16 protein-coding genes and 1 pseudogene are annotated in these 23336 nt (G+C 62.9%); 8 read left to right on the plus strand and 9 right to left on the minus strand.

What is annotated here, in order from left to right; all coding sequences use genetic code 11:
- Positions 1–80: 80 nt before the first annotated feature.
- Genes MBENS4_RS03310 through MBENS4_RS03320 form a run of 3 tightly spaced genes read right to left on the minus strand, consistent with a single transcriptional unit; the run spans position 81 to position 5866 of the window.
- Positions 81–1574, minus strand: coding sequence for an efflux transporter outer membrane subunit (locus MBENS4_RS03310; RefSeq protein ID WP_340140828.1), 1494 nt, complete (start codon positions 1572–1574; stop codon positions 81–83).
- The gene (locus MBENS4_RS03315) at positions 1525–4692 is read right to left on the minus strand and encodes an efflux RND transporter permease subunit (RefSeq protein ID WP_039388745.1); all 3168 of its coding nucleotides are present in this window, start codon (positions 4690–4692) and stop codon (positions 1525–1527) included. Before MBENS4_RS03315 ends, MBENS4_RS03310 begins: the two co-directional genes overlap by 50 nt.
- A 1-nt stretch (position 4693) precedes the next feature.
- Positions 4694–5866 (minus strand): efflux RND transporter periplasmic adaptor subunit, encoded by a 1173-nt coding sequence (locus tag MBENS4_RS03320; RefSeq protein WP_084591935.1) that lies wholly within the window; start codon positions 5864–5866, stop codon positions 4694–4696.
- A 214-nt stretch (positions 5867–6080) separates the two neighbouring features.
- Here MBENS4_RS03320 and MBENS4_RS03325 point away from each other — a divergent pair, with 214 nt between their 5' ends.
- Together MBENS4_RS03325 and MBENS4_RS03330 are read left to right on the plus strand one after the other, a co-directional pair.
- Positions 6081–8270, plus strand: coding sequence for a penicillin acylase family protein (locus MBENS4_RS03325; protein ID WP_039388747.1), 2190 nt, complete (start codon positions 6081–6083; stop codon positions 8268–8270).
- Entirely contained in the window at positions 8239–8970 is a 732-nt protein-coding gene (locus tag MBENS4_RS03330) for a 2'-5' RNA ligase family protein (protein WP_242404760.1), read from the plus strand. The genes MBENS4_RS03325 and MBENS4_RS03330 overlap by 32 nt, the downstream gene beginning before the upstream one ends.
- A 10-nt stretch (positions 8971–8980) precedes the next feature.
- Here the strand turns inward: MBENS4_RS03330 and MBENS4_RS03335 are convergent, their stop codons facing one another.
- Complete coding sequence (locus MBENS4_RS03335) at positions 8981–10576, minus strand: tannase/feruloyl esterase family alpha/beta hydrolase (RefSeq protein ID WP_039388749.1); 1596 nt, start codon at positions 10574–10576, stop codon at positions 8981–8983.
- A 136-nt stretch (positions 10577–10712) separates the two neighbouring features.
- The gene (locus MBENS4_RS03340; RefSeq protein WP_039388752.1) at positions 10713–11630 is read right to left on the minus strand and encodes a LysR family transcriptional regulator; all 918 of its coding nucleotides are present in this window, start codon (positions 11628–11630) and stop codon (positions 10713–10715) included.
- Positions 11631–11778: 148 nt separating this feature from the next.
- Here MBENS4_RS03340 and MBENS4_RS27130 point away from each other — a divergent pair, with 148 nt between their 5' ends.
- The 3 genes from MBENS4_RS27130 to MBENS4_RS03350 are packed head-to-tail and all read left to right on the plus strand — an operon-like array spanning position 11779 to position 14919.
- On the plus strand, positions 11779–12123 hold the full coding sequence (locus MBENS4_RS27130; protein WP_255352635.1) for an aldehyde dehydrogenase family protein: 345 nt from the start codon (positions 11779–11781) through the stop codon (positions 12121–12123).
- Positions 12124–12158: 35 nt separating this feature from the next.
- Complete coding sequence (locus MBENS4_RS03345) at positions 12159–13259, plus strand: benzaldehyde dehydrogenase (protein ID WP_255352636.1); 1101 nt, start codon at positions 12159–12161, stop codon at positions 13257–13259.
- Between the two features lie 37 nt (positions 13260–13296).
- Entirely contained in the window at positions 13297–14919 is a 1623-nt protein-coding gene (locus MBENS4_RS03350) for a GMC family oxidoreductase (protein ID WP_039388754.1), read from the plus strand.
- Between the two features lie 133 nt (positions 14920–15052).
- Here the strand turns inward: MBENS4_RS03350 and MBENS4_RS03355 are convergent, their stop codons facing one another.
- The gene (locus MBENS4_RS03355; protein WP_039388755.1) at positions 15053–15961 is read right to left on the minus strand and encodes a LysR family transcriptional regulator; all 909 of its coding nucleotides are present in this window, start codon (positions 15959–15961) and stop codon (positions 15053–15055) included.
- Between the two features lie 117 nt (positions 15962–16078).
- On the opposite strand from MBENS4_RS03355, the gene MBENS4_RS03360 reads away from it, so the two are divergent.
- From MBENS4_RS03360 to MBENS4_RS03370, 3 genes are all read left to right on the plus strand, one after another.
- Positions 16079–16876 (plus strand): type 1 glutamine amidotransferase domain-containing protein, encoded by a 798-nt coding sequence (locus MBENS4_RS03360; RefSeq protein WP_039388758.1) that lies wholly within the window; start codon positions 16079–16081, stop codon positions 16874–16876.
- Positions 16877–16950: 74 nt separating this feature from the next.
- Entirely contained in the window at positions 16951–17247 is a 297-nt protein-coding gene (locus MBENS4_RS03365) for a putative quinol monooxygenase (RefSeq protein ID WP_039391681.1), read from the plus strand.
- Between the two features lie 464 nt (positions 17248–17711).
- A complete protein-coding gene (locus MBENS4_RS03370; RefSeq protein ID WP_039388761.1) occupies positions 17712–18020 on the plus strand; it encodes a type II toxin-antitoxin system TacA family antitoxin in 309 nt (102 codons plus the stop codon).
- A gap of 322 nt (positions 18021–18342) precedes the next feature.
- On the opposite strand, the gene MBENS4_RS03375 is transcribed toward MBENS4_RS03370, so the two are convergent.
- The 3 genes and pseudogenes from MBENS4_RS03375 to MBENS4_RS03385 form a co-directional block, all read right to left on the minus strand.
- The gene (locus MBENS4_RS03375) at positions 18343–19350 is read right to left on the minus strand and encodes a hypothetical protein (RefSeq protein WP_052321979.1); all 1008 of its coding nucleotides are present in this window, start codon (positions 19348–19350) and stop codon (positions 18343–18345) included.
- A 330-nt stretch (positions 19351–19680) separates the two neighbouring features.
- On the minus strand, positions 19681–22782 hold the full coding sequence (locus MBENS4_RS03380) for a type I restriction endonuclease subunit R (RefSeq protein ID WP_039388763.1): 3102 nt from the start codon (positions 22780–22782) through the stop codon (positions 19681–19683).
- Positions 22775–23336, minus strand: a pseudogene (locus MBENS4_RS03385) (hypothetical protein); the annotation flags it as partial. The gene MBENS4_RS03380 and the pseudogene MBENS4_RS03385, both read right to left, overlap by 8 nt.

A 23336-nucleotide genomic window follows, 5' to 3' on the forward strand; every position in this document is an offset into this window, starting at 1 on the left:
CCTCCCTTCGCAAGACGCCCTGTCCCGCTAACGGCAGAGCCCGGCCCACACACGGCGGCGTGGACCGGGCCTCTCGCGTCCTAGAGGGACGTCGCGTCGTCCTGCGGCGACCAGCCACCGCCCAGCGCCTGGTAGAGCTGGATCTCGCCGGTCAGCTGCGCGAGGTGATCGACAAGGTACTGCTGCTGCGCGGAGAAGACCGTGCGCTGCGCATCGAGCACGACGAGGTAGTCGCGCACCCCGCCCCGGTAGGCCTTGTCGGCGAGGTCGAGATAGCCTTGCGAGGAAGCCACCTCGCGCTGCTGCGCCGCCAGCTGCCGCCCGAACGTCGCGCGTGCGGCAAGGCCATCGGAGACTTCACGAAAGGCCGTCTGGATCGACTTCTCGTAAGCCGCCACGCGCATGTCGCGGGTCAGTTCGGCGTAGCGCAAGTTGCCCTTCAGCCGCCCGCCGGTGAAGATCGGCAGGCTGATGTGCGGCAGAAACGACCAGGTCCCCTGCCCATTTCCGAACAGGCCCGAGACGCCGTCGCTGACCGTCCCGCCCGAGCCTGTCAGGGTCACCTGCGGGAAGAAGGCGGCGCGCGCCGCGCCGATGTCGGCGTTGGCCGCCATCAGCTGATGCTCCGCCTCCATGATGTCGGGGCGGCGCTGGAGGAGCGCGGCGGGAAGCCCGGCGGGCACGCGGGCGAGGATCGTGTCATCGGCAATGAAGCCTCTATCGAACCCTTCGGGCAGCGTGGTGCCGACCAGCAGGCGCAGCGCGTTGGTGTCGGTCGCCACAAGGCGCGTGCCGCGCTGCACTTCGGCCTGGGTCTGCGCCACCAGCGTTGCCGCCTGGCGCCGGTCCAGTTCGGTCGCCGTGCCAACTTCCACCCCCCGTTCGACAAGGCCGAGTGCCTCCTCGTAGTTGGAGAGCGTGCGCTGGCTGAGGTCGAGGCGCTGCCGGTCGATCTCCAGCGTCAGGAAGGCGATGGCGATGTTGGCGACGAGCGTGATCTGGCTTGCGCGGCGCGCCTGCTCGCTGGCGAGGTAGGTCTGCATGGCCTCGGAATTGAGGCTGCGGATGCGTCCGAACAGATCGAGTTCGTAGGACGTCGTGCCCACGTCCAGGCCATACTGTTCAAAGACATGGCCCTGCCCGGTCTGCGAGAGGTCGGCGGGCGAGCGCTGGAGCGATCCGTCCGCGCCCGCCTCCAGCGTCGGGAACAGGTCCGCGTGCTGGATCCGGTAACGCGCGCGATACGCCTGAACGTTGAGCACGGCCTGGCGCAGGTCGCGGTTGTTCTCAAGGCCAAGCCGGATGACCTCGCGCAAGGGGGCGGAGCGGTAGAACTCCTCCCAGCGCAGGGTCTTTTCCGCATCCTCTCCCAAGCCCGGTTCTCCGGCGGCGGCTTGCAGGTCCTGGGGCCAGTCCTGCGCCGCCGGAAGGTCCGGGCGTCGTACTTGGGGGTGAACGAACAGCCCGCGAGGGCACCTGCAAAGGTCAGGGCCAGAAGGCTGGTCAGGGGTGCCTTGCGCATGATCATGCCTCCTGTCCGGTATGCTCGGGGATATAGGGCGTGGGGCCCGAATGCGGCTTGGAGTAGTCCTGACGCGGCACCTTGAAGAGCTTCATCACGCCCACGAAGAAGGCTGGCACGAGGAAGATGACGAGGATCGTCGCCCCGATCATGCCGCCCACGACCGCCGTGCCGATGGCGACGTGCGATCCCGCACCTGCGCCCGAGGCGACCGCCAGCGGCAGCGTCCCCAGGATGAAGGCGAAGGAGGTCATCAGGATCGGACGCAGACGTTCCTTGGCAGCGTGGATGGCCGCCTCGACCAGCTCCATGCCCTGGTCGTAACCCTCGCGCGCGAACTCGACGATGAGGATCGAGTTCTTGGTGGCAAGGCCCACGGTGGTGAGCAGACCGACCTGGAAATAGATGTCGTTCTGCAGGCCACGCATCAGCGAGGCCGCCACCGCCCCCAGCACGCCCAGCGGCACCGCCAGGATCACCGCGACGGGGATCGCCGAGCTTTCATAAAGCGCGGCCAGGCACAGCAGCACCGCGACAATCGAGACCACATAGAGCTTGCCCGCCTGCCCGGACGACTGCTCCTGCTCGAAGGAGACCGAGGTCCATTCATGGCTGATGCCCTCGGGCAGTTCGTCGATGTAGCCTTCCATGATCGCCATCGCTTCGCCCGAACTGACGCCGCGCGCCGGTTCGCCCAGGATCTCGATCGATTCTACGCCATTGAAGCGTTCCAGCTTCTGCGCGCCGACCTTCCAGTCGATCCGCACAACGCCCGAGAGCGGGACCATCTGGCCCTGGTTGTTGCGCAGGTACCAGTAATCGAGGTCCTCGGGCTGCATGCGCTTGTCGATCTCACCCTGGATGAAGACGCGCTTGGTGCGCCCCGACCGGGTGAACTGGTTGACGTAGAGCTGGCCGAACGAGCCTTGCAGCGTCGTGTTGATCTCGGCCATCGAGACGCCCTGTGCCTCGGCCTTCTCGCGGTCGATCACGAAGTGGGCCTGGGGAATGTCGTCGAGGCCGTTAGGGCGCACGGCGACCAGACGCGGATCGCTGCGGGCCTTTTGCAGAAGCTGGTTGCGTGCCGCAATCAGCGCCTCATGGCCCAGGTGTCCGCGGTCCTCCAGTTCCAGGTCGAAGCCGCTGGCGTTGCCCAGTTCCATGACCGCAGGCGGCAGGAACGGGGTCACGGTCGCGCCCTTGTAGTCGTGGAAGTGCGCCATGGCCCGCTCGACCACCGCCATCGCGGTGTTCTCGGCGCCCTCGCGTGTCTCGAAGTCCTTGAGGCCCACGATGACGATGCCGGCATCCTGCGCGCGCCCGCCAAAGTTGAAGCCCATGACCGAAAGCACGCTGTTCACGGCCTCCTTCTCGTGGTCCTGGAAGTAGGCGCGAATGTCGTTGTTGACCTTCTCGGTCATCTCCGCGGTCGATCCGGGCTTGAGCTGGACCTGCACGAAGACGGTGCTCTGGTCCTCCTCGGGCATGAAGCCCGAGGGCAGGACCTGCAGCAGGTAGAGCGTGCCCGCGGTCAGCGCGACATAGACGATGGCCGCCGGACGCATGTGGCGCAGGACCCCTGCGACCCCGCCGCCATAGCGCGTCACCATGGCATCGTAGCGCGTATTGAAGCCGTGGAAGAAGCCCCCCTTCTTGGCCTTGGACGGGTCATGGGGTTTCAGGATCGTGGCGCACAGCGCCGGAGTGAAGGTGATCGCCACGAAGGCCGAAAGCAGCATCGAGGAGATGATGGTGATCGAGAACTGGCGATAGACCACGCCCGCCGAGCCGCCGAAGAAGGCCATCGGCAGGAACACCGTGGAGATGACAAGGGCGATGCCCACCAGCGCGCCGGTGATCTGGTCCATCGACTTGCGCGTGGCCTCGAGCGGGCTGAGATGCTCCTCGACCATGAGGCGCTCGACGTTCTCGACCACGACGATGGCGTCATCGACGAGGAGGCCAATGGCGAGCACCATCCCCAGCATGCTCAGGGTGTTGATGGTAAAGCCGAAGAAGCCGAGCACGGCGAAGGTGCCCAGGAGCACGACCGGCACCGCGATGGTGGGGATCAGCGTCGCGCGCACGTTCTGGAGGAAGAGGTACATCACGCCCACCACCAAAAGGATCGCGACGATCAGGGTCTCGACCACTTCCTCCAGCGAGAGCTTGACGACAGGCGTCGTGTCGTAGGGGAAATTGACCGTGAGGCCTTCCGGGAAATACTGCTCCAGCCGGGTCAGTTCGCTCTTGATCGCGGCGGCGACTTCCATCTGGTTGGCACCGGGCGCGAGGTTGATGCCGATCGCGGCGGTGTCGCTACCATTCATCAGGCCGCGCGGCTGCATGTTCTGACTGTTGAGTTCGACATCGGCTACGTCCTTGAGGCGCACCTGCGAGCCGTCGGTGTTGACCTTGAGGAGGACGTTGCGGAACTGTTCGGGATCGGTGAAACGCGTCGGACCGACCACGGTGGCGTCCAGCAACTGCCCCTTGCGCGCCGGCAAGCCGCCGATTTCGCCTGAAGAGACCTGCACGTTCTGGCTGGCAATCGCGTTCTGAACGTCGCTGATGGTGAGGCCATAGCTCTGCAGGCGTTCCGGCTTGACCCAGATGCGCATCGCATATTCGGACCCGAAGAGGATGTAGTCGCCCACGCCCGAGATACGCGCCAGCGGGTTGGTCACGTTCGAGGCGAGGTAGTCGCCGATGGCCGCGCGGTCCATCGAGTGGTCCTTCGAAGTGAAGGAGGCAACCAGCATGAAGTTGCGCGTGGCCTTGGTCACCGAGAGCCCCTGCGCGACCACTTCGGCGGGCAACATGGGCTGGGCAAGCGAGAGCTTGTTCTGGACCTGCACCTGCGCGATGTTCGGATCGGTGCCCTGGATGAAGGTCAGCACGATCTGCGCCGACCCATCGGCCTGCGCGTTGGCCGACATGTATTCCAGGCCATCGAGGCCGTACATCTGCTGCTCGATGGGCTGGATCACCGTATCGCGCACCGTTTCGGCCGAAGCGCCGGGATAGGTGACCGAGACCGTGATCGGGGGCGGCGCGATATTGGGATACTGCGCGATCGGCAGCGAGACCACGAAGATCGCGCCCACCAGCATGATGATGAGCGCGATGACCCATGCGAAGACGGGCCGGTCGATGAAATAGCGGGCCATGTCAGTGGGCCTCCGCGCTCGCCACGCGCTTGGCAGCGGCGCCGCCGGAGACCTCCTCGACCGCAACCTTGGCGCCGGGGCGCACGGCTTCGAGGCCGTTGGTGATCACCCGGTCCCCGGCATGGAGGCCCTGCGTGACAATCCAGGAATTGTCGCTCGATCCATCGAGGGTGACGTGGACCTCCTTGGCGCTGCCGTCCTTGGCCACCACGTAGACGAAGGGATCGGCGTGAAGGTCGCGCAAGATCGCGTTCTGGGGCACCAGGAAGGCACTGTGTGCGACCGAGGCGCGCACCTTGGCGCGCACGTACATGCCCGGCAGCAGCAGGTGTTCGGGATTGGGGAAGATCGCGCGCAGCGTGGTCATGCCCGTGCCCGGATCGACATTCACTTCGGAGAACGAAAGCTTGCCCTTGATTTCATAGGGCTTGCCGTCCTCCAGCGTGAGTTCGACCGGGATGTTCGCGCCGCTCCCCGCCGTGAGGTTCTTGTCGGTGAGGTGGCGGCGCAGGCGCAGGAGTTCATCGCTCGACTGCTGGATGTCGACGAAGATGGGATCGAGCTGCGTCACCGTGGTCAGCGCCACCGCCTGATCAGCCGAGACAAGCGCGCCCTCGGTCGTGAGCGAACGGCCGATGCGCCCGGTGATCGGAGAGGACAGGTGCGTGCGCTGCAGGTCGATGTGGGCGGCTTGCACTTCGGCCTCGGCCTGGTGCCAGGCGGCCACGGCATCGTCGCGCTGCTGGCGCGAGACGACCTTGTCGGCGACGAGATCCTCGTAGCGGCGGGCCAGATTGCGGGCCGAGGCCAGGTTCGCCACAGCGCGGTTGTAGGTCGCCTGATAGACCGAGGGATCGATCTGGTAGAGCGTCTGCCCCTTGGCGACATCCACGCCCTCGGTGAAGAAGCGGCGCTGCAGGATGCCGTTCACCTGCGGACGGATCTCGGCGACGCGATAGGCGCTGGTGCGCCCGGAGAAGTCCATGTCGCGCGGCAAGTCGCGCGGCTGCATGACCATGACATCGACCCGCGCGGGCTCGGGAGCCTTGGCTTCGGGTTCACCGGCGCAGGCGCCCAGCGTGAGGATCAGGGCCAGCGCAGCGCCACAGGCGGCGCCCCTGGTGCGCGAGCGCCGTGCGGATCGGGGGGCATTTCCCGCAAGCGGCGAAAACATGGACAACAACGGACACTCCATAACCGTACAGAACGGTCGGCCAGTGACCCCTCAGACACAATTCGTCAATATACCGCGCTGTACGGTTATTGCGTTCGATTGTGCAGGAATTGCAACGAGGGGCAGGCCCGAGAGGCCCCGGCGATCCCCTCCGGCGCGTCCCGCCCTCACCGCGCTTGCCTCGTGCAGACCGCGCGCATAGCACCAGCAGACGATGACACGCCCCGCTCTCCTCCTTGCCGCCCTCTTCGCCTCCAGCCTTGCGCCCGTTCAGGCCAGCGCCGCCCCGGCCTCCGAAACCGCGCGCTGGTCCGCTCACGCCCGGGACGTGACGATCACGCGCGACGACTGGGGCATCGCCCACGTCCACGGCACGACCGACGCCGATGCCGTCTTCGGCGCAATCTACGCACAGGCCGAGGACGACTTCGCGCGCATCGAGATGAACTACCTGACCGCGCTGGGCCGCGTTGCCGAGGCGGAAGGGGAAAGCGCGATCTGGCAGGACCTGCGCCAGCGCCTCTTCGTCGATCCCACCAGGCTCAAGGCCCAGTACAGCGAAAGTCCGGCTTGGCTGCGCGCGCTGATGGACGCCTGGGCGGACGGGCTCAACTACTACCTTGCCACCCACCCCGAGGTACGCCCCCGCGTCCTGACCCGGTTCGAGCCGTGGATGGCGCTCTCCTTTACCGAAGGCAGCATCGGCGGCGACATCGAGCGGTCGATCCCGCTCAGCCAGCTCCAGGCCTTCTATGAAAAGCGCGAGATTGCGCTGACCGCGCTGGAGACGGGCGCGGCCCCGCGCGAACCGAGCGGCTCCAACGGTATCGCCATTGCGCCAGGCCACACGAAGAACGGCCACGCGCTCCTCCTCATCAATCCGCACACCAGCTTCTACTTCCGCTCCGAATTGCAGATGACGAGCGAGGAAGGCCTCAACGCCTATGGCGCCAGCACCTGGGGCCAGTTCTTCATCTACCAGGGCTTCAACACCAGGACCGGCTGGATGCACACCTCCTCGGGCGTCGACAACATCGACAGCTTCGCCGAGACCGTGGTCGAGAAGGACGGCGCGCACTTCACCCGCTATGGGGACGAACTGCGCCCGGTGACAGAGGAAAGCCTCACCCTCGCCTACCGCCGCGAGGACGGAACGAAGGGCACGCGCACTTTCCCGGTCTACCGCACCCACCACGGGCCCGTCGTTGCCGACCACGGCGGCAAATGGATCGCGCAGGCGCTCATGTGGAAGCCGATCCTAGCGCTGGAACAGTCCTGGCTGCGCACCAAGACCGAGGATCTGGCCAGCTACTTGGACGTAGCCGAGCGGCGCGCCAATTCCTCGAACGACACGATCTTTGCCGATAGCAAGGGTGAGATCGCCTATCTCCACCCCCAGTTCGTGCCCGTGCGCGACGACACATTCGACTATACCGAGGTCGTCGACGGAGCCGATCCCGCGACCGATTGGCAGGGCCTCCACACGCTGGAGAGCCTGCCCAGCGCCATCGACCCCGGTGTAGGCTGGGTCCACAACACCAACGACTGGCCCTGGGACGCGGCAGGCCCGGACAGCCCCAGGCCGGAAGACTTCCCGAAGTACATGGACCAGTTCGGTCCCAACTACCGCGGCGTCCATGCCGATGCGGTGCTGGACGGACGCGCCGACTTCACGCTGGAAACGCTGGTCGGGGCGGCCTTTGACAGCCACCTGCCCGCCTTCGCGATGCTGATCCCGCAGCTGCTGGCCGACTACGACGCCCTTCCCGAAGAGGATCCCCGCCGCGCCGCGCTGGCCGAGCCGATCTCGCTCCTTCGCCGCTGGGACCACCGCTGGGGCTATGCCTCACAGGCAACCTCGCTAGCGGTCGTCTGGGGGGACACCCTGGGCGCGACGTACCGCGCCCAAGCCAAGGCCGCGCACCTGCAACTGCCCGACTACATCGCCCGCGACCTCGATGCCGACACGCGGCTGGCCGCGCTGGAGGACACCGTAGTACGCCTCACCCGTGACTTTGGCACCTGGCGCGTGGCCTGGGGCGACATCAACCGCTTCCAGCGCCTCGACAACACGCTCACGCCCCACTTCGACGATGATGCGCCCAGCCTTCCGGTGCCCTTCACCTCGGCCGTGTGGGGTTCGCTCGCGTCCTTTGGCGCGAAGCCTTACCCCAACACGGCCAAGTACTATGGCACGAGCGGCAACAGCTTCGTCGCCGTGGTCGAATTCGGCCCGAAGGTCCGCGCGCTCGCCGTCACGGCGGGCGGCGAAAGCGGCGATCCGGCCTCGCCGCACTTCGCCGACCAGGCCGAACTCTATGCCCAAGGCGCCTTGCGCCCCGTCTACTTCTACCCCGAGGAACTCACCGGCCATGTCGAGAAACGCTACCACCCGGGCGGCTGAGCGTGGGGCGCTGCACCACGGCTTCGCCCGCCTCCTTGCCGCCATGCTCGGTCTTGTCGGCATGACGCTCGCGCTTGGCGCCCATGCCCAGGAGCCGGTGCGCCTGAACGTCTACGCCATTCCCTCCGCCGCGATCGAAAAGGCCGTCACGAAGGCGAGCGCGGATCTTGCCGCGCGCGGCATGACCAGCTTCCAGGCGCGGGGGCACGCGGTGCACGCAACGCTTTACCTGACGCAGTACCCACAAGGCTCGGAAGAGCGGCTGATCGCCGCCATCGCCGCGCTCGCCCGCGAGCAGACGCGCATCCCGCTTGTCATCTCGGGAGCCGAGCGCACACCCTCGGACTGGCTGTTCCTGACTCTGGAGCGCAGCGCCGCACTCCAGCGCCTCGCCGACCTCGTCACGCGCGCGGCCGAACCCTTGCGCGACCACGCAGTGGAGCCGCCCGAATGGATGGAGGCCTATCCCGACAAACTGCCCGTCTTCGAGCGCTACGGATCACCCAACGTCTTTGCCCAGTTCGATCCGCACCTGACCCTGCTTGCCCGCGAGACGAGCCCCGAGCTCGATACCTTCATGGCGCAGGCGAAGGCCGATCCCCCGCACGCAGAGGGAATGGTCGAGGGGATCGGCATCGGCCGGGTCGATGCAGACGGACAGATCGTGGAGACCCTCGCCGAATTCCGCTTCCCGCGCTGAAGGCGGCGGATCAGTCGGCCTCGGCAGGCGGCTCGCAGGTAAAGCTTTCCGCGCGTTTCGGATCGCCGCCCTGGTAGGCCGCGTGCGCGGGATAGGGACATAGGGGCCTGCTCTCACGCACCTCGTCCTCCCCCTCTCGCTTGCGAAAGGCGGTCACGGCCTCGGGCGCCTTGCCCTCTTCCACGAAGGCGACGATTGCGGAGAGGAGATCGAACTCCTCGAAGCTGTTGCCGCCCGAGCAGTGCAGCATTCCGGGCACCATGTAGAACCGGCTTGCCTGCGTGAAGGCGGCACCGTTCGCCTCGGCCGCGCGCTGATAATAGTCCCAGGTCGCAAAGGGCGAGAACCAGAAGTCCGAGACGCCGTGGTAGAACAGGATCTTGCCCCCGCGGCCCAGATAGGTGCTGAGATTGGTCCAGTAGTTGGTGTCGGTCAGGCGCTGCCAGGCGGTGTTGCGGATCGCGTGGATGCGCGCATCAAGGTCGATCTTCGTCGCGCGGTTGGGCGGGCCGAAGGGGCCAGGAAGTCCGGTCGGCAGATAGCCCATCGGGCTTGCCACGATGCCGGTATCGGCCGCCATGCGCGCGTAGAGCGGATAGCCCGCGCTGTCCTTCGGCCCCGCCAGACCCAGTTCCAGCGCGCGCACCTGCCCAGCCGAAAGACATCCCTCGCCCGGCGCCTCCTCGCAGCCGATACGGGCCGGTTGGAAGCGGCACTGCGCGACGTTCTCCACCATGCCGTCCTTGAGGCCATCCAGGCCATCGCACTGGTTGAGGATACCCGCCAGGATCGCCTTGCGATTGGCGTCGGTCAGGACCTGGCTGAGGATGGGCAGGCCATCTTCGTCCTGGGGCGCGGCCTGGTTGAACAGGACCTGGGTATATTCGACCCCGAGGTTCGAATCCGCCGAACGCATCGCCGGAGCTCCGACCACGATGCCGTCGAACAGTTCGGGATAGCGCTGGAAGGCGAGCATGCCCTCGCGCCCGCCCGTCGAGCAGCCGGTCATGTAGCTGTGCGCGATGGGCGTGCCGTAATAGCGTGTCGCGATCGCCTTGCCGAGCAGCGCGACCCGTTCCACCGAAGCCTCCGCAAAGTCGAGCGCAGCCCGCTGGTCGGCCAGGAAGCTGTCGTCGAAGACAGCGCCCTTGTGCCCGCTATCGTGGCTGATGACGGCAAAGCCGCGCGCCAGTGCCGGCGTGCCATCGCTCGCGACAGGCCCCACCGGAGGCTTCACACTGCCGTTGAGCCCGCCGCCGCCCTGGAGCAGGAAGCGCCCCGTCCAGTCATCGGGCAGCGCCATGGCAAAGCCGATGCCGTAGTCCTTGCCATCGGCGCCCTTGCGCGTGTTGACGATGCCTTCGATCCGGCAGTGGGCGGGCAGCGCAGACATGCGCGGCGTGCCTTGCGCGTCACCGGCCGCCGCAGGGGTCACGTCCAGATGCACGACCCGAGTCAGGGTGACATCCTCTCCGAAACGCTCGTGCGCGATGCGTGTGCAGCGCGCTTCATCCGCCTTGGACGCGGCCCCTTCCGCCCTGGCCAGGGCCGGTGTTGCGATCCCCGCGCACAGCAGCGCGGTCAGCCCGAATATGGCACGTGACATGTCTCTCTCCCCCGAAATCTGTCGCCCCGCGCCCTTCAGGACGCCACCTTACCACCTGTTATGATAGGCGAGGCGCGCACGGGTCAAGCGTCCGATCCGTCTACCTGCAAGCGGCCTTCCCGCGCCCCTGTAGCTGTCACGCCTGCAACAGGCGCGCCGAGAGCGGATAGCCCCATTCCTGGAACAGGGAGGCGAATGTCCGCAGGAGCGTGGCGAACTGGGGCGAAGCCTCGCCGGGACGGTGATAAAGAATGATCGGGGACACGGCCCGCGGCTGCACCGGGCGACAGATAACCTCGGGATGGGCCAGCCACTGCGAGGAAGCCGGTATGAGGCAGGCCCCGACCCCGGCCGAGACCATGATGAGCGCCGTCTCCAGTTCGCGCACCTCGATCACCTCCTCAGGAGCCAGGCCGGAATCGCGAAAGACGGACAGGACCACGTCGGCGTGGCTGGGCCGTGGCTCACGGGGATAGAGCAGCAGGGGCATGCGCGCCAGACGGTCGAGGCCAATGGGCTCGTTCGCAGGTCCCGCCCCCGGTGGCAGCGCGGCGACAAGGCGTTCTTCGCGCAGCACTTCGCGCTCGATGGCAGGATCATCGATGCGCACGCGCCCCAGTCCCGCATCGATCCGACCTTCCTTCAGGGCCGCGATCTGCTCGGAACTGCTCATTTCGGTGAGGACCAGGTCCGTACCCGGGTCCTGCGTGCGGAAGCGCCGCACGATCTGCGGGAGGCGGACGTAGAACTCGGACGGTTGCACCCCCAGCGTGAAGCGCGGCCGCTCCGCCTTGATGAAGCGCTCCATCGCCCGCTCCATGGTATCGTGCCGCTCCAGCACCTGAAGGGCGTGGGCGTAGAACAGCTGGCCTGCGGGGGTCAGCGTGAGCGGGCGCGAGGAACGCTCGATCAACTTCGTGCCAAGCTCTTCCTCGATTTCCTGGATACGGCGGCTCAACGGGGGCTGCGCGATGTTGAGACGCGCCGCCGCGCGGGTGAAGCTCTGCTCGGAGGCAACCGCCACGAAATAACGCAAACGCCGAATGTCCGCCATGGTTCCTCTCTTTGCGCCCCGACGCCCGATATACCAAACTGATATGTGAGGGAACCTATATGGTCTTTGCATCCTCGGGGAGAAAACTTACCTCCGGCTCCATTCAGGTCGCCAATACGCGATAAAAAACAAGAGAACGGAGATGGGCATGACGAAGACCAGCGCGCAGGACGCAGCCGGATTTCTCCCCGAAAAGTATCTTTCCGGTATGTTCTACGGCAATGGCTGGACCGCCGGCGAGGACACCACGCAGGCGATCGAGCCCGCGACCGGCAAGGAATTGGGCCAGATCGCGCTTGCCAACGCCGAAGACGTTGCCGAAGCGGCCAAGTCCGCGCGCCGCACCCAGCGCGAATGGGCCGCCCTCACCCCCGACGCTCGCGCCGAGGTGTTCCTGAAGGCGCTTTCCATCGGCCAGACGCACTTTGAAGATATCGTCACCTGGCTGGTCCGCGAAAGCGGCTCAGCCCGTGCCAAGGGGCCTTCGAGCTGACTGTCACGCTGAAGTCCATCCAACTTGCCGCCGCGATGCCCCACCAGGCGCAGGGCCTCGTCCTGCCCACCACGCCCGGGCGCATCAACATGGCGCGGCGCCGCCCGATTGGCGTTGTGGGCATCATCTCCCCCTTCAACTTCCCGCTCTACCTCGCCATGCGCGCGGTCGCGCCCGCGCTGGCCGTCGGCAATGCGGTGATCCTCAAGCCCGACCCGCGCACCGCGATCTGCGGCGGCCTTGTCATTGCGCGCCTGTTCGAACTGGCGGGCCTGCCCTCCGGCCTCCTGCACGTCCTTCCCGGCGGCAGCGAAGCGGGCGAAGCGCTGTGCTCGGACCCCGAGGTCGGCATGATCCAGTTCACCGGCTCGACCGGCGCGGGCCGCATGGTCGGCCAGAACGCGAGCCGCCATCTCAAGAAGGTCAGCCTGGAACTGGGCGGCAAGAACTCGATCATCGTGCTCGACGACGCCGATATCGACCTTGCACTTCGCAACGTCGCCTGGGGCGTGTTCCTGCACCAGGGGCAGATCTGCATGTCGGCGGGCCGTGTGCTCGTCCACGAAGCGATTGCCGAGGACTTCGTGAAGGCCCTGGGCGAGAAGGCCGCAGCACTCCCGATGGGCGACCCCACCGACGAGAACGTCGCCATCGGCCCGCTGATCAACCAGCGCCAGGCCGACCACGTCGCCAAGGTCGTCCAGGAAAGCCTCGATGCGGGCGCCACGCTGGTCACGGGCGGCCAGGGTGAGAAGCTGTTCTACACGCCCACCGTCCTTGCAGGCGTCACCCCCGAGATGAGCGCCTTTCGCGAAGAGATCTTCGGGCCCGTTGCGGTCGTCACCACCTTTGCCGACGATGCCGAGGCGGTGAAGCTTGCCAACCAGACCGAGTATGGCCTCTCGGCCGCGATCCAGTCGCGCAATGTGTCGCGGGCCATGGCGATCGGCGAGCAGCTCCAGACCGGCCTCCTCCACATCAACGACCAGACGGTCAACGACGAGGTGGTCAATCCCTTTGGCGGGGTCGGCGCCTCGGGCAACGGCAGCGCCATCGGCGGCCCGGCGAACTGGGAAGAATTCACCGAGTGGCAGTGGGTCACGATCAAGGGAGAGGCACCGGCTTACCCGTTCTGAGGCCGGTGCACGACATAACAAAAAGAAAGGTCACCTGATGTCTGGAAAGCACTACGACGTTCTCATCGTGGGCAGCGGCGCGGCAGGCTGCGTCGTTGCCGACTACCTCGCGCAGCACACCGACAAATCGATTGCCGTGCTGGAAGCCGGGCCGATGGATCGCAACCCGATGATCCACATTCCGGCGGGCTATTCCAAGCTTCTCGCCAAGGATACTGCGGTCTGGCCTTACGACACCGTGCCCGTGAACGGCCAGCGCCGCCGCTTCCGCATGGGCAAGGTCGTGGGTGGCGGCACCTCGGTCAACGCGATGTGCTACGTGCGCGGCCAGAAGCAGGATTTCGACGCCTGGCAGGAGGCCGTGGGCGAAACCGGCGACTGGTCGTGGGACACGATGCGCAAGACCTACATCGAGCAGGAGCGCAACGACACCTTCCACAACGAGCATCACGGCATCGACGGCCCTCTCTCGGTTGAACTGCCCAAGGGCATCAACGAGCTCAACCAGCGCTGCATGAAGGCGTTTCAGGAGTTCGGCCTGGAGTACAACGCGGACTATAACGGCAAGACCCAGACTGGCGTCTCTCCGGTCCAGGCCAACACCGACAATGGCAAGCGGGCCAGTGCGGCGGTCGCCTACCTGCACCCGCAGGTGAATGCCGGCCGCGTCGACCTCCTGACCTCGCGCACCGTGACCCGGGTCCTGATCGAGGATCGCAAGGCCGTGGGCGTCTGCGTGCGCCACGGGTCGAACGAGGAAGAGATCCGCGCCAATCTCGTCATCCTCTCGGCCGGCGCCGTGCAGAGCCCCAAGGTGCTCATGCATTCGGGCGTGGGGCCGCGTGAGCAGCTCGAGAAGTTCGGCATTCCCGTGATCGAGGACCTGCCCGGCGTCGGTGAGAACCTGCAGGACCACCCGATCATCCCCATCGCCGCCTTCGTGAAGGGCAAGATGGGCTACCAGGCCGCCGCGCAAGGGGTGGGGATGCTGGCCTCGGGCGCACGTTATCTCGTCACCCGCGATGGCCCGGCCTCGGGCAATGGCATCGAGACCGTGTCCTACTTCGACCCCGAAGATCTGGAGAGCCAGGAACCCACGGTCCAGTGCTACCACGAGCCGATCATTTCGGAGGACGGCCTCAACCCCTCGGGCTCGCGCTCGGGTGTCACCTTCGCCACGGTCGTGCTTCAGCCCCGGAGCCGGGGCTGGGTCCGCCTTGCCGACGCCGATCCCACTTCGATGCCACTGATCAATCCCAACTTCATCGGCGACCCCTACGATCTCAAGGTCGGCATCGCCGCGGTCAAGGCCCTGCGCAAGGTCATGGCGCAGCGCTCGCTCGCCGAAGTCATCGAGGAGGAATTCGTCCCCGGCGCGGCCGTCCAGAGCGATGAGGACATCGGCGGGTTCGTCAAGCAGGTCGCCACCACCATGTGGCATCCGGTCGGCACCTGCGCGATGGGCAAGCCCGAGGACCCGATGAGCGTCGTCGATGCCCGCCTCAAGGTGAAGGGGATCGACAACCTTCACGTCATCGACGCCTCGATCATGCCCCAGATCATCAGCGGCAACACCAACGCCCCCACGCAGGCGCTGGCGCGGCACGCCTCCAAGATGCTGGTCGAGACCTACTTCGCCAAGGTCCCCACTGCGGCCTGATCCGCGCGGCACCGGGGCACCTTGCCCCCTTCCACGAGCTCCCAACCGGGATCGCCCCGGAAAGCTTGATCTCTCCGGGGCGATCTTGTCTCAGGCATAGGCCTCACGGCCGACCTGGGTGGCACGGCGCGCTTCACGCGGAAGCAGACAGGTCCCGAACCACATCGGCGATCAATCCCCGCAGCCAGCGATGAGCCGGGTCCTGCCGGTACCGGACATGCCAGGCCATTTCGACGGGAAACGTGCCAAGGTCCACTGGGGTCGGCAGGACTTTCAGACGCGGATCCTGCCTCAGCCGCTGGCAGATCAGCGAGGGCAGCGTTGCGCAATAGTCGGTGGCGGCCACCATTTCGGCAACCGCGAAGAAGTTGGTCACGGAGATGGCCACCTCGCGCTTGAGGTCCTGCTGGGCGAGCGCCTGGAACAGACCCGCACGCATTCGCCCCGGAGGCATGATGTTGACGTGCTTGAGCGCCTCGAACTGCGCACGCGTCATCGTGTCGGCCACCGTGGGATGGTCTGCCCGCACGGCGCAGGCAAGGCTTTCCTCCATGAGGTGCTGGACGACAAGGTTGTCGGGCGGATCGACGATACGCCCCAGGACCAGTGCCGTCGTGCCGGACACGACGCCCGTCTCGGCCAGATCGTTGCCATAGGGCGTGAGCCGCAACTTGATGCCCGGGGCGATCTTCTGCAGCCGGGCCACCACCGCGGGCACCAGCACGAACTCGACATACCCGTTGGGGGCTATGGTGAAGACCCGCTCGGCCTTCGCCGGATCAAAGGCCTGCTGGCCCAGCACGGCATCATCGAGCTTGGCCAGCGACTCCGCAATCGTCGGCGCGAGTTCAAGAGCAATGGGCGTGGGCTGGATGCCATAGCGCTCGCGAATGAAGAGCTGGTCCTGCAACATCACGCGCAGGCGCGAAAGCGCGTTGGACAGCGCGGGCTGCGTCATCCCGACCCGCTGGGCGGCCCGCGTGACATTGCGCTCCTCCATCAGGGCAACGAAGATGGGAAGCAGGTTGAGATCGTAGCGCATCCAGTCATACTGTCAGGAGTATATCCAGGATCAACATAATAAATTTCTCGAATATGTAAAAAGAGACCACCTTGCAGGCATCCGCAGCAACTGCTGCACGTGACCAAGGAGGTTCAGATGACGCAGGCGAAAGTGCTCTTTCTCGGCTCGAATGCCACGCAGATCGAATTGCGCGGCGGAGGCTCGGCCGCGACCGGCCAGTACCTCAACGAGACTGTCGTGCCCGCAATGGCGCTGATCGAGGCTGGCTACGATGTCGTACTCGCCACGCCCAATGGCACCCGGCCACATATCGACGCAGACTCGGACACGGCCGAGCATTTTGGCGGCGACCAGGCCGCGCTTGAACGCGCCAGGCAGTTCTTTGCCGAGCACCCGGCGATGAACGCGGTGCGCTCGCTGTCCTCGGTCGTTGCCGAGGGGCTGGATGGATTTGCCGGTGTCTTCGTTCCCGGGGGACATGCGCCGATAGTCGACCTCATGGAGGATCGCGAGGTGGGCATGATTCTGAGCCACTTCCATGCCGCAGCCAAGCCAACCGGGCTGCTCTGCCACGGCCCCGTAGCGACTATCGCGGCACTCAGCGACGCGCCCACGTACCGGGCAGCCCTGACCGAAGGCGACGATGCCCGGGCAAGCCGCCTGGCGCAGGACTGGATCTACGCGGGCTATCGCATGACGGTGTTCTCGGCGAGCGAGGAAAGGATTGCCGAAGAACATCTGCTCAAGGGCGAGCTGCACTTCGACATGCCCAAGGCCCTGCGCCTCGCGGGCGGCGAGGTCAGCGCCGCGAACGAGGACTTTGCCCCGCATGTGGTCGTCGACCGCGAACTGATCACGGGCCAGAACCCGGCTTCCGATCACGCCATTGCCAAGGCCATGATCGAAGCGCTTGGCGGTTCGCGCGCCGCATGATGCCCACGCGCAAGACCGGTGGTGCGCTTCGCATGCGCACCACCGCCCCCACCCCATCAGATAGGACCACCACCATGACCACGCCCGTAAAGATCATCGCCATCCTGACCGCCCGCCCCGGCGCGACCGACCAGCTCCGCGAGCTTCTCGAAGGCATGCTCGCGCCGAGCCGGGCCGAAGCGGGAAATCTGCGCTACGATCTCTGGCAAGACCAGGGCGAGCCGGCCCGCTTCGTGCTGGACGAGCTCTACACCGGACAGGATGCGGTTGGCGCCCACCGCGCAACTGCGCATTTCCAGGACTATCTGGCACAGATCGAGACGCTGGCCGAACGGGTCGCCTTCGTCCTTGATCCCCTCTCCGCAAACTGAGGGGACACGCCAGACGCCCCGACCATCGCCGAGATCACGCCCCCATGAGGTCGGCAACGAAGTGGAGACCGCCTGCCGCCGCGCTCGCGCGCGCGGCAATCGAACAAGGGAAAAGCTCGCACAAACCTGCCCTTTGGCGGGCAATCGCGAACATCGACGATCAGGGAAATGGCGGAGCGGGAGGGATTTGCAGGACAAAATATAAGGTCCTGAAAGCTTTCGCCTATTCAAATTACCTCGCGCAGATTTCCCACATTTATTACCTCACGCAGCCAGAACATCTAATTTTTCCGGTGACTTAGTGAGTATGTAGATTGTTCATGAACATGTCCAGAGCCATTCGCCAACGACCTCTCAGCACCACATCTGACCGCCAATTTTCAGCATGATGTAGGCCGCTGCAGCCTACAATATTGGCATCTGTAGCACATCAGCGTAGATAAACCTTCTCAAAGGAGGTCGCCATGCTGCCGCACCACGACGCGACGAGCTCAATCGACGAACGCAGCACCGAACGCATGTATTTTCGAACCAAGCTGTGCATCAAGGACGCCATCCAAAAAGCCGCCACGCTTTCGGGGGTGGATGATTGCGTCTTCACGATGAACGCCGCGTATCGCGCCGCAATGGAGACGATCTCGACCCATGAACGCACGACGCTAAGCGCAGTCGATCACGAAGCCTTTTTTGCCGCGCTGGATCGCCCCCCAGCGCCGACCGACAAACTGCGCGCTGCCTTTGCCCGTCACAAAGAGGTGATCGAGAGCAAATGACCGACACCAAGTTATAGCCGCCGGGCAGCTCCCTTTTGCAGATCAGGGAAGCGGCCTTCATGGTACAGGACGGGCACGGGTCATTCTCCGGACCACATGAAGCCGTGGGGGCCCCATTCTTGATGATCGTGAAAAGGCGACTTGCCTACATCAAGGTGGTTTGATGTTGATACGCGGTTATCAAACATGAAGGCTGCTTGGTTCGGGCCGGACAAAATCACCCTTCTCAGCCATTCAGGGCTCGATTTTGACCTTCCAACCCGACGAATGTGCCAACTACTTCAGTTCGTGCGGCTACGATCCAACATGATCGGAAAACGCTCTAGGCGAGCCCCACGAGTTCGCAAATTCTGTTATATTCCGTGACCTTGTCTTGGTCATCGGGACTAAGGCCGCCTTCGACATCATCATTTACTACCGTGAGGTCGCTGAGCAACCGCTGCAGATGGACCGTCATCTCAGTCGAGATGTTCTGGGCGTCGTCCGCGTCTTCAAACCTGACGGAAATCGCCTCGAAGCAACTGAGAACCTCGATCAGGCCATCGTCGTCGGTCATGAACCTGGTCTGCGCGTAGCGCCCCGAGCCTTTCCTCGCATCTTCCTCGATTTCCAGCTTGTGACGGGCAAAGCGAGATATGACCATGATATCCGACAGGGCATTCTGCACGTTGAATTTGTCGGGGTTCTGTTTGAACTTCATCATGTGCTTTGCGGCCCCATTACCATAAAGACACGCAAGCGTAATCGTCACCACCGGGTGGTTTTTGGCGATCGACAGCGACTCTGCCATCTCGACGATTTCTTGTGCCTTATGAAACCGCTCGCTCGGTTTGACCGAATTCCAAAGTTGGTGGTGCCCATTCATTTCCTCGAGAAACGCCAGATAGCTGGGACGAGAGAGCTCATGAGGCACTCCTCGAAGTTCCCGGAGATAGCCGATCACAAAGTCGTCCGACTCCAGGACACGGGCATGCTTGAAAAACGATCGCAGCGCCGCAACGTCCTTCAGGATTTCCCTTTCCAGATCAGCGCCGTCAAGCTTGCTTTGTATCTCACTAGCCCTCTCGATGAGGGCGAAAAGATAGGACACCGAGTTGTGAGGGCGATCGAGTCTCCGCAGGCGCCTGCGCCAGGTGGCCTTTCGAGTGCTGTGGGCAATCGCCTTGGGAGAGAGCTTGGGAATGGCGGCGACACAGATGTCGAGAAAATGCAGTGTCGGAACCGCCTCGGCCCAGGCCTGCATCGCACAGGTCTGTTCAGGAGTCAGGTCCATGGCCAGTTTCAGCTGCGGAGGTCGGCGATAAATCCGGTTAGTGGCTCCTGGAATCATTCTTTGCTCCATCGCTGGCGCTACGAGATGGATATCGTCCGAGGCTGATCAAGTCGCGCCGGAATTCTTTTTCAGCTGGCAGTGACGTGACCCCGAGCTTTCCTCCAGTGGGGATTAAAGTCGGGGTCACGTCACCGAATCCTTGCCTGGCCGACCGTCATGTCAGCTTCTGGACGATCCGGAACGGCAGGTATTAAGGTGCAGCTGGTGGATAGCTGCCCTTCTATGGGGACTGCAGTCTATTGCTGCCGGGGGGATAAGCTGGAAGGCATTTTGAGTGTTACCTATCGGCAGCGCTAGCGATTTGGGAGAAGCAATCGGACAAGGCCTTCACAGGTGCCCGCCTACGCCTTTGAACTTTTCTACAAAGTCCGAAACCTTCTGAAAAACAGCACCCTTCTTTTTGAGGTATTCCGGATTGAGAGGGCTCATTTTTGGTAGCATGTCTTTTAAATCATTGCCATTTTCACTCGCAAACTCGCGCTTGATGGCGTTTGTCATGTAGCGAATTGCGGCGTCGGGGTTGAGATCTTCTTTGGCCACAAGTTTTTCAAATTCGCGGCGCTTCTGTTCCTGTGCAAACGCAAAGAATGCCTCGATCAGGCCATCTTTGCCTTCGATTTCATCGAGGTCGGTTCGATTGATGAAATCAACAATGAGGTCTTCCTTTGCCCGATTGCCCAAGCTTGCCCTGATCGCGCGGCGAGCCTCATCAATCAAATCGCCCTTGTTCTTTGTATAGCGGTTTTTCTCGAAAATGAGCTCCAGGATGTAGTCCAGATTGATCTCCTGCGACTTCAGCAGATCAACCTCAAATACGACATCATCCCAATCAAGCTTTGATTCCTCCCGTTCTGTCGCCACCTTCTGTTGCCGCAACCAGTCACGAATGTCGTTGTAGGTTGATTTGTAGTCCTGGACTTTTCGCTCGGCTGGAAGTTTCACGGCGACAATTTTTTGCATGTCCTCGTCACTAAGCTGATGGAACTTCTTGAACGCCGCCACGGCTTCCGGATCACTTTGGTCCAAATCCTGAAAGGCCTTCAATGCAACAAACTCGTCGAAGTTTTGCAGCACGTTCTCTGCCCGGAGAAATTCGCCAAACAGCTTGGCGAAGTCTTTCTTGTCCGATTCTTTGAATATCTCAGTCGGATCAGGAAAGCGTTGCTCCAGTTCGTCCAGGATGGTGAGGAAGCCACGGCAGGCCCTTCCGGAGGCGACATCCGAGAAGCCTTCCATATACTCTTGGAAACTCTTCTCCAGGACCACGTTCTTGGTGTTGCTGTCCCCAAACAGCGTGATGGCATCAATCGTTGCCTTTTCCAGATCGCGGAATGCGACGATGTTGCCGAACGTCTTGGTAGCATCGAAAATACGGTTGGTCCGGGAATAAGCCTGAATCAGGCCGTGGAAACGCAGGTTCTTGTCCACAAACAGCGTGTTGAGCGATGGCGCGTCGAAACCTGTCAGGAACATTCCGACCACAATCAGGAGGTCAACCTCTTTCGATTTCACCCGATTGGCGAGATCGCGGTAGTAGTTCTGAAAGCCATTTCCGTCCGTGCTGAAATTGGTGGCAAACAGCGAATTGTAATCCCGGATTGCAGCGTTCAGGAACTCCTTGCCGCTGCTTTCCAGTGCCGAAACATCGAAGCTTTCGTCCCGGATTTCACCAATCGCGTTCTGCTCTTCGTTGGCGGCGAATGAAAAGATTGTGGCGATCTTGAGCGACTTCTTACTTCCACTCTGGAGGTCGTTCAGCGCGTCATAATACAGCTTTGCTGCCTCCACGCTGCTTACCGCAAACATCGCGTTGAAGCCGCCACCGCCCAGGTTCGAGCGGTGGGTTTTCTGGCGGAAGTTGTTCAGGATGTATTGCGATACCTCGCGAATTCGCTGCGGGTGCAGCAGGGCCTTCCTGTTCTCGGCGGCGCTGAGCTTGTCCTCGTCCTGTTCCCGTTCGATCGCCCTGAACTTTGGCCGAACGTCGTTGTAGTCAACCTTGAATTTTAACACCTTCTCGTCGCGGATCGCGTCCGTGATCACGTAGGAATGCAGTTGCTGCCCAAATACACCGGCGGTTGTTTCAGCGCCTGAAGCATTTTCGGGGAAAATCGGAGTTCCGGTGAACCCGAACTGGTAGAAGCGCTTGAACTTCTTCTTCAGGTTCCGCTGTGCCTCACCAAACTGGCTGCGATGGCATTCGTCGAAGATGAACACCACTTCCTTGCCATAGACAGGCAAGTCGGCTTCGCTCTTCATCAGGTTGTTGAGCTTCTGAATCGTGGTGACGACGATCTTGTTATCATCCTTGGCCAGATTGCGCTTGAGCGCCGCCGTGTTTTCAGAACCGTTGACGCTGTCCGGCGAAAACCGCTGATATTCCTTCATTGTCTGGTAGTCGAGGTCCTTACGGTCCACGACGAAGAACACCTTATCGATGAAATCGAGTTCAGTGGCCATGCGAGCTGCCTTGAAGCTCGTTAGCGTCTTGCCGGACCCGGTGGTGTGCCAGATATACCCGCCGCCTTCGGGCTTACTCCATGTCTTCGCATGATGCGAGCTCTTGATCTTCCAGAGGATGCGCTCGGTTGCCGCGATCTGATACGGCCGCATGATCAGCAGTGTTTCGCTGACATCGAAGACGGAATAGTGCAGTAGGATATTGAGCAGCGTGTGCTTCTGCAAGAACGTGGCCGTGAAATCCTTGAGGTCCCGGATCAACCCGTTATCGGCCTTTGCCCAGTGCATCGTGAAGTCGAAGCTGTGCTTGTTGCGCTTCGTGGTGTTGGCAAAATAGCGAGTGTCGGTACCGTTCGAGATCACGAACAACTGCAAGAACTTATAAAGCGAATTATCGCTGTTGAAGCTCTCTTTGCTGTAACGGTGAATCTGGTTGAACGCCTCGCGAATGGCGACACCGCGCTTCTTGAGTTCGACCTGCACCAAAGGCAGGCCGTTGACGAGGATGGTCACGTCATAGCGGTTGGCATGAAGGCCAGTCAGTTCGAACTGCCGGATAACCTGGAGCCTGTTGCGAGGGATATTCGTCTTGTCGAACAGGTAGATGTTCTGGATGCGCCCGTTGTCGAACACAAAGTCGTGGATGTAGTCATCGTGAACTTTGCGGGTCTTCTCGATGATTCCATCGCTGGGTTTGTCGAGAAAGGTTTCGACGAAGCGCGACCACTCGTGTTCGGTGAAAGCGACGTTGTTCAGGTCTTGTAGACATTCGCGGACGTTCGCGAACATGGCATCCATCGATGTGATATCGGGTAGGAACGCATAGCCCTGATTGCACAAATCCTTGATCAGCTCGCGCTCTAGCTCGTCTTCGCTCTGGTAGCGGTCGCTGCTCGTCCATTCGCTGGCGTATCTGTCGAGAACGATGAAGTTCTTCGACTCTGCGATGGGCGTTGTAACTTCAAGCATTTTGCGGACCTTGCTGCCGGTAACTGTAGTTCTCGATCAGATGCTCGAGCAGAAACGGAACGATCTGCTTTTCCTCAAGCGAGGGCTCGGCGATTGCATCATTTGAAACGGTACTGTGGCTGGTGAATTGTATGACACGATTCATGTAGGCTTGCTTGTCATCCGGCAATAGCTCTGCCCAACGTGGATAGCCCAGGAAACTCGCGGTTTTCTCGTACAGGTTCCGCAGAAGCGTGAAATGGAAGCGTTCGATACGGCCGTCGGCGACAGCACGTTCCAGCAGGCCCTTCAAATGCAGGTGATAGGAAAAGCTCAGATTGGAATCGCCGGACTTTTCCACCAGTTCAAAATTGCCATCGTCCAGCCTCCCGAGCAGGTAACACGACTTGTTTCCCAGCTCATTGTGCATGACATTATAGAAAACCGGGCTGTGCGTCGTGATGACAAATTTCAGAGCTTCCGGTGCCCGCTTGATCAGGGCGGCCAGATCGACGGCGAGCTGGATCAGGTGGTTTTCATCCAGCGACGTCACCGGGTCGTCGATGAACACATAC

The sequence above is a fragment of the Novosphingobium sp. MBES04 genome (assembly GCF_000813185.1).
Taxonomy (GTDB): domain Bacteria; phylum Pseudomonadota; class Alphaproteobacteria; order Sphingomonadales; family Sphingomonadaceae; genus Novosphingobium; species Novosphingobium decolorationis.

Bases quoted from the DNA above. Each gene is read 5' to 3' on its own strand.
- MBENS4_RS03365 (WP_039391681.1), top strand. From the start codon at position 16,951: ATGACCACGCCCGTAAAGATCATCGCCATCCTGACCGCCCGCCCCGGC.
- MBENS4_RS03345 (WP_255352636.1), top strand. From the start codon at position 12,159: ATGCCCCACCAGGCGCAGGGCCTCGTCCTGCCCACCACGCCCGGGCGC.
- MBENS4_RS03350 (WP_039388754.1), top strand. From the start codon at position 13,297: ATGTCTGGAAAGCACTACGACGTTCTCATCGTGGGCAGCGGCGCGGCA.
- MBENS4_RS03360 (WP_039388758.1), top strand. From the start codon at position 16,079: ATGACGCAGGCGAAAGTGCTCTTTCTCGGCTCGAATGCCACGCAGATC.
- MBENS4_RS03380 (WP_039388763.1), bottom strand. From the start codon at position 22,782: ATGCTTGAAGTTACAACGCCCATCGCAGAGTCGAAGAACTTCATCGTT.
- MBENS4_RS03335 (WP_039388749.1), bottom strand. From the start codon at position 10,576: ATGTCACGTGCCATATTCGGGCTGACCGCGCTGCTGTGCGCGGGGATC.
- MBENS4_RS03325 (WP_039388747.1), top strand. From the start codon at position 6,081: ATGACACGCCCCGCTCTCCTCCTTGCCGCCCTCTTCGCCTCCAGCCTT.
- MBENS4_RS03355 (WP_039388755.1), bottom strand. From the start codon at position 15,961: ATGCGCTACGATCTCAACCTGCTTCCCATCTTCGTTGCCCTGATGGAG.
- MBENS4_RS27130 (WP_255352635.1), top strand. From the start codon at position 11,779: ATGACGAAGACCAGCGCGCAGGACGCAGCCGGATTTCTCCCCGAAAAG.
- MBENS4_RS03375 (WP_052321979.1), bottom strand. From the start codon at position 19,350: ATGATTCCAGGAGCCACTAACCGGATTTATCGCCGACCTCCGCAGCTG.
- MBENS4_RS03315 (WP_039388745.1), bottom strand. From the start codon at position 4,692: ATGGCCCGCTATTTCATCGACCGGCCCGTCTTCGCATGGGTCATCGCG.
- MBENS4_RS03320 (WP_084591935.1), bottom strand. From the start codon at position 5,866: ATGTTTTCGCCGCTTGCGGGAAATGCCCCCCGATCCGCACGGCGCTCG.
- MBENS4_RS03330 (WP_242404760.1), top strand. From the start codon at position 8,239: ATGTCGAGAAACGCTACCACCCGGGCGGCTGAGCGTGGGGCGCTGCAC.
- MBENS4_RS03340 (WP_039388752.1), bottom strand. From the start codon at position 11,630: ATGGCGGACATTCGGCGTTTGCGTTATTTCGTGGCGGTTGCCTCCGAG.
- MBENS4_RS03370 (WP_039388761.1), top strand. From the start codon at position 17,712: ATGCTGCCGCACCACGACGCGACGAGCTCAATCGACGAACGCAGCACC.